The sequence below is a fragment of the Capnocytophaga felis genome, from assembly GCF_009684755.1.
GTDB classification, from domain to species: domain Bacteria; phylum Bacteroidota; class Bacteroidia; order Flavobacteriales; family Flavobacteriaceae; genus Capnocytophaga; species Capnocytophaga felis.
In genome coordinates this window covers 17,527-27,439 of sequence record NZ_BLBC01000018.1, presented here as the reverse complement: position 1 = coordinate 27,439, position 9,913 = coordinate 17,527, and the positions used below count along the sequence as shown (strand labels likewise).

General features: G+C 36.9%; 5 protein-coding genes. 1 reads left to right on the top strand and 4 read right to left on the bottom strand.

Annotated features, from left to right (window positions below):
• The coding region (locus GN105_RS12125) for a helicase-like domain-containing protein (protein ID WP_262884855.1) at positions 1-2,869 on the top strand (2,869 nt) is incomplete at its 5' end.
• Positions 2,870-2,886: 17 nt separating this feature from the next.
• Here the strand turns inward: GN105_RS12125 and GN105_RS12120 are convergent.
• Genes GN105_RS12120 through GN105_RS12105 form a run of 4 tightly spaced genes read right to left on the bottom strand, consistent with a single transcriptional unit; the run spans position 2,887 to position 9,898 of the window.
• Entirely contained in the window at positions 2,887-6,045 is a 3,159-nt protein-coding gene (locus GN105_RS12120; protein WP_155285658.1) for an efflux RND transporter permease subunit, read from the bottom strand.
• Positions 6,046-6,057: 12 nt separating this feature from the next.
• Positions 6,058-7,185, bottom strand: coding sequence for a BF3164 family lipoprotein (locus GN105_RS12115; RefSeq protein ID WP_155285657.1), 1,128 nt, complete (start codon positions 7,183-7,185; stop codon positions 6,058-6,060).
• Positions 7,186-7,199: 14 nt separating this feature from the next.
• Positions 7,200-8,687, bottom strand: coding sequence for a TolC family protein (locus GN105_RS12110; RefSeq protein ID WP_155285656.1), 1,488 nt, complete (start codon positions 8,685-8,687; stop codon positions 7,200-7,202).
• Positions 8,684-9,898, bottom strand: a complete 1,215-nt coding sequence (locus tag GN105_RS12105; protein ID WP_155285655.1) for a DUF4934 domain-containing protein — start codon at positions 9,896-9,898, stop codon at positions 8,684-8,686. Before GN105_RS12105 ends, GN105_RS12110 begins: the two co-directional genes overlap by 4 nt.
• Between the last annotated feature and the right edge of the window lie 15 nt (positions 9,899-9,913).

Genomic DNA, 9,913 nt, shown 5'->3' with positions numbered 1-9,913 from the left:
TGCTCTTTTTAAACACGCACTCCTGAATACCTGCCCTGAAATCACCAAAAAGATAAAGATAGACGACAAGGAAGTGCGTGTGCGGGATATGGAAGCCATACAGATGGCTAACGGAAAAATAGATGAAATTCGCAATGCTTTCCCACAATGGCTTAGCGAACAATCCCAAGTGTTTAGAGACAAATTATCAGCACAGTACAACACGATGTTCAATTGCTTTGTACGTCCTACCTACGATGGAGGGTTTCAAGATTTCCCGGGCTTGGATAGACACGCTTTGGGCATTGAGGATTTATATCCTAGCCAAAAAGATGCAATATGGATGATAAAAATGAATGGTGGAGCCATCTGTGATCACGAGGTGGGTGCAGGAAAAACACTTATTATGTGCTGTGCCGCTCAAGAGATGAAGCGTTTGGGATTGGCTCATAAACCGATGATTATCGGACTCAAAGCTAATGTCCACGAAATTGCCGAAACGTATCGCCGTGCCTATCCCTTTGCCAAAATCTTGTATCCCGGTAAGGAGGATTTTACCCCCGACAAACGCAAAAGGATTTTCGGAAATATTAAAAACAACGATTGGGATTGTGTAATTCTCACCCACGATCAATTTAAAATGATTCCACAATCTTCTGAAATTCAAGAGCAGATTCTTCAACAGGAATTGGACGATGTGGAAGAAAATCTTTGGACACTTGAAAATCAGGAGAAGGATATTTCTCGTGCAATGATTAAGGGAATGTACAAACGTAAGGAAAACTTAGAGGTAAAACTCGCTACCCTTCGGCACGACATTAACACCCGAACCGATAACACCGTGGATTTTAAAATGATGGGGATTGACCATTTGTTTGTCGATGAAAGTCATAAATTTAAAAATCTACTATTTAACACACGCCACGATCGGGTGGCGGGCTTGGGCAATTCACAAGGTAGTCAAAAGGCAATGAACCTACTCTTTGCTTTGCGTACCATTCAAGAGCGTACGGGTAAGGATATGGGAGCTACTTTTCTTTCAGGAACGACCATTTCCAATTCGCTTACAGAATTGTATTTACTTTTCAAGTACCTGCGTCCTCAGGCTCTTGAAAAACAACAAATTCATTGCTTTGATGCGTGGGCTGCCATTTATGCGAGAAAGACTACCGATTATGAATTTTCCGTTGCCAATAACATCGTTCAAAAAGAACGTTTCCGCTATTTTATCAAAGTACCCGAATTGGCTCAATTTTATAGCGAAATTACCGATTATCGCTCAGCAAAGGATATTGGTATTGATCGACCCGAAAAAAACGAAATTTTGCACCATATTCCGCCTACACCCGAGCAAGAAGTGTTTATTAAGAAGCTGATGGAGTTTGCTAAAACAGGAAATGCTACCCTTTTAGGGCGTAAACCCCTTTCCGATTCCGAAGAGAAAGCTAAAATGCTTATCGCTACTGATTATGCTCGAAAGATGTCGCTCGATATGCGGATGATTTCTGATCGTTATGACGACCATCCTGACAATAAAGTTTCCCATTGTGCAAAAAAAATTTATGAATACTATCAAAAATTCAACGCTCAAAAAGGAACACAGTTTGTATTTTCTGATTTGGGGACATACAAGCCCAATGAATGGAATCCGTACAGTGAAATCAAACGCAAACTCGTGGAAGACTATGGCATCCCGCCACACGAAATTCGATTTATCCAAGAGGCCAAAAACGACAAGATGCGAAAACAAATCATTGCCGATATGACTGAGGGAAAAATACGGGTGTTATTTGGCTCTACCGATATGCTTGGAACGGGAGTGAATGCTCAAAAACGAGCTGTTGCCGTGCATCATTTGGATACGCCGTGGCGACCCAGTGACTTGCAACAACGCGATGGAAGAGCCATCAGAAAAGGCAATGAAATCGCTAAGCATTTTGCCGATAACAAAGTGGACGTGATTATTTATGCCGTAGAAAAATCCTTAGATGCCTATAAGTTTAACTTGCTTTATAGCAAGCAACTTTTTATCGAACAACTCAAAAACAACCGACTCACCAAACGCACCATCGACGAGGGAGTAATGGACGAGCAATCGGGAATGAGTTTTTCCGAATATGTAGCCATCCTTTCAGGAAATACTGATCTTTTGGAAAAAGCCAAATTGGAAAAACGAATTGCTGCCTTGGAAAGTGAAAAGCAAGCCTTTTCCAAAGCCAAAGCGACTTCGAGAATTCGACTAGAAAACCTTACTAGTGATAAGAATGCACTCCAACAGCAAATATTTCGTCTTCAAACCGATTGGCAGAATTTTTCGGCAAAAGTACAGCAAGACCCTGAGGGCAATAAGCTCAATGCTCTAAAACTGCACGAACTTCCTGAAAAAGCCAACACCAAACAATTGGCTCAAAAACTACACGATTATGCCAAAAATGCTCGTACCGCAGGAGACTATCAAGAAATCGGTAGTTTGTATGGATTTCAAGTGTTGGTAAAAACGGAGATTTCACAAAAAGAAGGCTTGGATTTACGAGAAAATCGATTTTTTGTACAAGGCGAAGGCGGTATCAAGTATACACATAACAACGGACGACTTGCTAATGAACCGCATTTGGCCGTAACCAACTTCCTAAATGCCTTAGAAAAAATTCCCGCAATGATAGAAAAACAACAAAAAGAAATCACTGTCATCGAAAAAGATTTGCCTGTGCTTAAAGAAGTCGTATCCAAAGAATGGACAAAAGAAAATACCCTCAACGAGCTCAAAAACGAATTGACTTCTATTGATAGAAAAATTCAACTTTCCATCACCCCCGTGAAAGAAGAAGTAAAGGAAAATGAGAAAGGTAAAGAGAAGAGAAAAGAAAACAAAAGGGTAGTAAAAATGTGATTTTAATGTGGAATGTATTACCTTTTTCCTATAGCGACAAGTATCGGAAGTAACACAAAAACTCCCACCAGTGAAAAGAGCAATCCTCCCATTGTTCCGGCAGCGAGCGGAAACCAAAAAGCCTCTCTTTTGAGTCCAATTACAAAAGGAATAAATCCTAAAATAGTAGAAATTATAGTAAGTAATATGGGAATAATTTTACTGTTCCACGCTTTCAAATAAGCTCTTACTGAGGAAAGATTAGGGTATTTTTTACGAAGACCGTTATACTCATTTAAAATGTAAATATTAGCATTTACTGTAATTCCTGAAAGCAATACGAACGAAGCAAATCCACCTTGGTCAAAATTTAAATCGAAACCATAAAATGTAAGAAAAACTCCAATGAATGATATAGGAATAATCAAAATTACAATAAAAGGTTGTTTAAGCGAATTAAACAAAATGGAAGTAGTAAAAAAGATGATTGTAACAAGTATCCCCAATAACCAATACTGTTTTTTATCTTTTTCCCAGCTCCAATTCCAACCCTCTTTTTCGGCTCTATATCCCGAAGGTAAACTATTGTTAAGTTTTTCTATTTCTTTATCAAGTACTTTGTTTCCTTGCTGAGAAGAACCTATGTAACTAAACTGTACTATCAAACGGTATTGTTGATTTTCCTTAGCGATTTCCTGAGGAGCTTGTCCTTTGGTGATTTGAGCAAATTGATTTAGTTTATGAAATTGTTCGTCAAAATGATTTCCAGCGTGTTGTAACGCCCAAATATCGTATATCTTGGATTGTTTACTGTGAAGCACAATATCTTCATTTTGTCCATCAACAAACAATCTTCCTGCCCAAATATCCCTCCCAAACATACTCGAAAGCGAATTAAACAATCGAGAAGGATACATATTGTGAATGGCAAGTTTCTTTTTATCCAAGTTAAACATAAATTCCTGATAGTCATCTTTATAGTAAGACATATCCGAACCAATCGTTACCTCCTGAATACGACGATATTTTAATAAATTATTTTTGAGAGAGTCTGCCCAAGCATTCAATTCATCATAGTTATAACCCAATAATTTTACAGAAAAACTTCCCGCAGTTTCTTTCACGTCATTGTTAAATCCTCTATCTTCCAACCCAAAAACACCCCAACTTCCTCCCCCTAATTCCAAGGCTTTGGTAATCACACTATTTTTCAGTCTGTACGGAAATCCCGAACGTTCCGCTTCTTTGGTAAAATACACAGAAATAGAAGCTCTGTTAGGGCTATTTATAGAGGTTTGAAACTGTTTTATCTCAGAAAAAGTAGAAAGATAACTTTCCATTCGCTGTACTAAAGTATTCATCTGTGAGAGTGTAGTCCCGTTGGGCATTGAAGAGGTAATGGTTAAGACCATTTCCTGATTTCGGTCAAAATATCCCCGCTCATATACGTTCTGAACAAATAAACGCAGTGTCCCTCCCAAAACCTTATCAGTTATGGGTTTTATTTTTTCTTTATAGGTTGTCGTATTGAAAACGCTATTGTACAGCTCCGCCCATTGATTTTCCTTATCAATTTTATCGGGAAGCAAAAAAACAGGTAGTCCAAATAAAAGAATAAAAAATATATATACAGCCCATTTTCCTTTCTTTAGAAACAAGATTGTTTTTTGGTAAAATCGACTTGTTTTTACAATAAAACGTTTTGAGATACGCAATCTTTGTCGTGATTTTCGTGTTTTCTTGGTTATTTTGATTCTTTCCATCATTGCAGGTACGAAAAATAGAGCTACCAGCAACGAAACTGCTAAATTGATGGCTATTACCATCGCAAAATCTTGCAGATTGAGCCGCAATCGCTCGTCTAAAAAGAAAATCATACAAAGAGCTCCGATGGTAGTTAGCGTGGCAGCCAAAATAGGCAAGAAAACCTTTCGGTTATTTCTGGTTCGCAAATGATCGGTCATTATGATGGTGTTGTCAATCATCAAATTGAGGGAAATGGTAATCCCTGCCAACGAATAGAGTTGTATTTCCAAACGTAAAAAATAATACAGCACAACAGCTATTGCCAGATTGATGAACAAACTACTAACGATAAGGAACAAATATTTGATATTTCGTGAGATAAGCAATACAAAAGCTAATAAAATCAGGATAGTGAGTCCACTTCGGAAGTAGATTTTGTTGAGTTCATCTTTGATGTATTCGGTAGCGTCATAACTCTGATGTAATTCATACCCTTGCGGAAGTTTTTTCTTAATTTCTTCCATCAATTTTTTGATTTCGCTACTCAACTGCAATTGATTGGCATTTTCTTCTGCCGAAATGGAAATATAGATGGAATTGAGTCCGTTGATACGATAATAGCTTCGGGGAGCTTGTTCTACCCTACTGACATTTACTAATTGATTCAAATAGAGTATCTTTCCGTCTTTATTGGTGACAGAAATTTTGGAAGCGTCAAAAGTTTCTTTTTCAGAGGCATCTCCTAAGACAACTCGTGCAAATTTTCGAACATTTCCATTATCTTCAATTTCTCCAATACCCAAAAATTGTGTATTATAATGCAACTGTATGGCTCGTTGGATTTCGTCCACACTTACTCCCATTCGGTTCAGTTGGCCGTTGTCGTATTGAAGTTGCCATTCCATAGGAGTTGCTCCGTTTACATCCACTTTATAGATACCTTCAATCTCACTAAGTCGCGGTTTGATGCTGTTTTCACAATAGTTTTGAATAGTAATAGGCGGTGCTGAAGCATTGAGCGTATAATTTAGAAAAGGGCGGTTAGCATTTTCATCAGGACGACGCACTTGCAATTGTGGATAAGAAACACTTCTTGGTAAATCGCTCCACAACTGCCGTATAACGGTGGATGCCTCAAAACGAGCAACATCAATGGAAGTGTGTTTATCCATTTCCAAGGAAACACTTCCCCAACCATTTCCTGAACGAGAAGTAATTTTTTTAATACCTTTAATACGGGAAAGCATCGCTTCTATCTTTGAAGTAGCTTCCATTTCCACCACACGCGATGCACTTCCGGGCATCGAAAAAGACACTGTCAAAGCAGGGAGATTTTGGGAGGGTGCTAACTTTACAGGCAATAAAGGAACAAGTGCTACTCCCGCTAAAGAAATGCACAAAAACACTAAAATAATACTGAATGATGATATTTTAGGTTGATTAAAAGACATTTTTAAATTATATTAAGGCAATTGAAACTCAAAAAAAGGGTCATCGTGATTTGTTGAAGCCAAGTATAGTTTTTTGTTTTTCTCATCAATGGTGAAATATCCCCATTGGTCTAATTTGTACCGGCAAATAGGATTGCCATTCCAATCGTATTGTTCAACAAAAATATAATAGTTTTCTTTCTGAGATTCTTTCCATACATCCTCAGGAGTACGTCCACTATAGAGAAAATAAACATAATTATCTTGTGCACAAACTCCCCAATAGTGGGTTATATTTTGGTCTAATCCGTTTATTTTATAGGGGCTTTCTTCATTAAATCCATCTCGTTCAAAATTAATTGTACGAACGGTTTGAGCTTCCAAATCCATAAATTTGATGATTTTGAAATATTTATAAGCATATACCATTCGGTTTTTTTGAGGATTTACAGCAAAATCACCAATGTAAGTAAAAGGGGATTTTCGGGTGGGATTTAATCCAAGGTTAAAAACTTCTTTTTTATTGATGGAATCCCCCTTCTGTGTAATGCGAAAAATACTTTTACCTGTTTTACTATCCGTCACGTACATAAAGTCATCATCACTTACATTGGCAAGTTGTAAGGTCGCACCAAGTTCTTGCTTTTTAAATTCTTCAAATGGCTTATTAATAATTTGAATATCACCTTTTTCATCTAAACCATAGAGTTTATTCTGCGAATTTTCAAACAAGTAGCAGAGCCAATCATTACTAACGGAAGGAATTATTGTTGGAAACAAAAAGTCATCAGGAGCTTGCCCTCTTTTACCCAATGACTTTTGAAGTCTTAAATCAGGAAGATTGAAAATATAAAAAACAGGATTTGTTAGGCTCTTCATTATCAAATAATTATTTTTGATTAGCAGCTGACTTTCCCTAACTGAAAAGATAGCTGTATCACCCACAATCTGTTTTCCTTTCAATAAAATATCATCTCCAAACGGATTTTTATTTTTGAAAAATAGTTCACCCGCTTCAAGTCGAGCTAATTCTGCAACAATTTCTTCTTTTTGAAAAAGTTGTGCCATTTCCTTTTCTTCTTGTTTTTGTACCATTTTATTGTCTCCACAAGTTCCCAAAAACAGTAGCCCAATTCCAAATAAAATATTTTTTGTATTCATAATATCTTCGAAAATTACCGAATTTCGTTAAAAGAGGTTGTTATAGGTACTCCTACTTCAAAATCAAATAATGTATATTTTCGTATTTTGTAATAATTCAACCAATAGTTTCGAAGTGCCGAAATATAATTGCGTTGTGCTTGTTGGTGTCGGTCATTAGCGAGGGTAAGACTGTTAATATCTGCCTTACCAATGATAAATCGTTCTTGAGTCTGTTGGTATGCTTGTGATGCCAACTCCAAGGCTTCCTCTGCACTAACAATGATTTGCTGTTGTACCTGAAAGTCTCCCAAAGTCATCAGTATTTCCTCTTCAATTTTAATTTCTTCTTGTTTGGTAGAGAGTTCCGCCACTGAAAGATTACTTTTTGCTATATTGTACTTGCCCTTATTCACACCCCAATCCAAAATCGGGACAGAAAGCGTGATGGCAAACACATCCTGCTGTAAGGGAGAATTATAGACTTTGTCAAAACTCGGAGCTACTTGATTAAAACCTACACTTGCCGAAACACCCATATTAAATCTCGCTTCTCGTTTGGTTTTATCCACCGTTTGTTGTAGTTCCAATATCTGTATTTTCTGTTTTAAGAAGTTAGGATTGTTTTTCTTGGCATAACTGAGTGCTTCTTCAGGGTTTATGGTGATGTTTTTTACCTTTTGGGGTATATCCAACAGAATCTTAGTATCTTTTTCCAAGTTTAAGTAAGAAACCAATGCAAACATTGCTCTTTTTACACTAATTTCAGCAGTTTGTAAAGCATTTTCAGCATTGATTTTATCCAAACGTAGCGTCATCAGGTCGGATTGGCGAATAGCAGCAATTTCAAAACGTTCTTTCCCGATACTGTATAACGTATCTGCACTTTGTATTTTTTCTTTTGCTAATTTGTGCTCCGCTTGTGCCATTGCTAAGTTAAAAAAGTAGCTAGTAGCCTCTTCTGCTGTTTGTTCCAAGTTGTAAAGAAGTTCTTTTTGGGCAGCTTCGTATTTGATGGGTTCGATTCTTTTTTCCCACTTAAACGGATTATACCCCAAAAGTTGCTGTCTGTATCCTATACGGATGGGTACGCTTGAATATTGCGTAAACTTATTGTCGCTAAAATTACGATGATACCCTAACTCTGAGTCTACAAAAAAAGTCCCCCCTAACCAATCAAAATTCTGAATTAGAGAAAGGTTTCCGTGTGAAAACAGGGTTTGTTGTGGGCGATACACATCGATATTTTGTTGGGAATCGTATCGCCTTACAAAATCCCGATTGTAACGCAAAGGCGTCATACTCAGTGAAAGGGAAGGCAATCTGTTTGCTTTGAACGATTTAAAACTCCAATAATTCGATAGGTACATATTTTTTGCCTTAAACGAAGCTATGGATTGACTGTTTGCCATCGTCACTAACTGCTCCAAAGTTAAAGTCATTGTTTTCTCTTGGGAAAAAGAAGAAACGGAACCAAACGCAAACAGCAATAATAGTATTTCTTTTAGTGAATAGAATTTCATTTTTTCAGTTTATAAATTATAATTACAGGATTTTCGTCATCATCTAATGAGTTGACAAGTTGTTCTAATTTTTTTTGTTTTTCAGGATATTTTACCTTGATATGTTCCTTATTTTCTAAAAACCGAGCTTTTAATTCATCGGGTGGAACAATTCCAATAAAGTAACCATCAGAATTAGAATCAAAATGCAACGGAGACCATCCTCCATCAACGTCATTAACCCAGCCACCGCCTTTTAAAATTCCATATTCGTCAATATCGTCAGGTGCTACACTCCATACTGAGGTTTCGCCTGTTTGTTTATCATATACTCCGTACCATTTTTTTTGATCATATACAAACCTTAGAAACATTTTTGTGGGCATTTCAGAAAAAGAAAGATGCTGAATGAATTTTTGACCTCTCTCGCTTTTTTCTAATTTTATATCAGAAAAATGTTCCTGACTCACTTTGTACTTTCCAAAATTAACCACATACGCAGGAGTAATTTCGTCCTTCGATACGGAATATATGGTGTCATTTACACACGTCAATACACGAACTACATCTTTGTAGTTCCATATACTTTGGCGTGAAGTTCGTCCTTTTGAATAATACGGTTTTGATTTTTTCAATTGAATGGTATCTCCTTTGCTGTTGATTACTCCCGCAATGTAAAGTACTGGGTCTTCTACGAAAGTTGTACCAGGAGGATAATGGATAACTATTCTGTCTCTGTCTAAGATATTTATAGCAGAGACTTTATCAGCTATAGGAGTTTCCCCTAAATACTCATTATCAGGATTATACCACAAAACTTTTCGGCTAAAATTACTGTGAATGCCAATAAGATTATCTCGCATGGAAAAAGCCCGAATACCTAAGTGTTCTTTGGGTCCTTGTCCTTTTCTACTGATTTCTCGTAAAAATTTTCCTTCTCGGGAATAACATAAAAGTCGTTCTCGAACTTGTAGTAAGAGATAATTTTCATTCAATGCTACATCAAAAATGACATCCACCAATGACGCGGGATATTCTGGGCGAATATATTCTATATCCTCTACAAAATCACTTAAATTCAGTGGCTCTATAGGGTTTTCAATGGCTTTTTCTAAGTCAATTATTTTTTCTAAGGAAGAAGCACTATTTGTTCCTTGATTGGATTTTGTTTTACTGTCGGAACACGCTATCAACAACATAACCATTCCGATTAAAATTTGCGTTGTTTTCATATGATTCGTTTTTAA

Coding starts and splice junctions, on each gene's coding strand:
- GN105_RS12120 (WP_155285658.1), bottom strand. CDS start 6,045: ATGTCTTTTAATCAACCTAAAATATCATCATTCAGTATTATTTTAGTG.
- GN105_RS12115 (WP_155285657.1), bottom strand. CDS start 7,185: ATGAATACAAAAAATATTTTATTTGGAATTGGGCTACTGTTTTTGGGA.
- GN105_RS12110 (WP_155285656.1), bottom strand. CDS start 8,687: ATGAAATTCTATTCACTAAAAGAAATACTATTATTGCTGTTTGCGTTT.
- GN105_RS12105 (WP_155285655.1), bottom strand. CDS start 9,898: ATGAAAACAACGCAAATTTTAATCGGAATGGTTATGTTGTTGATAGCG.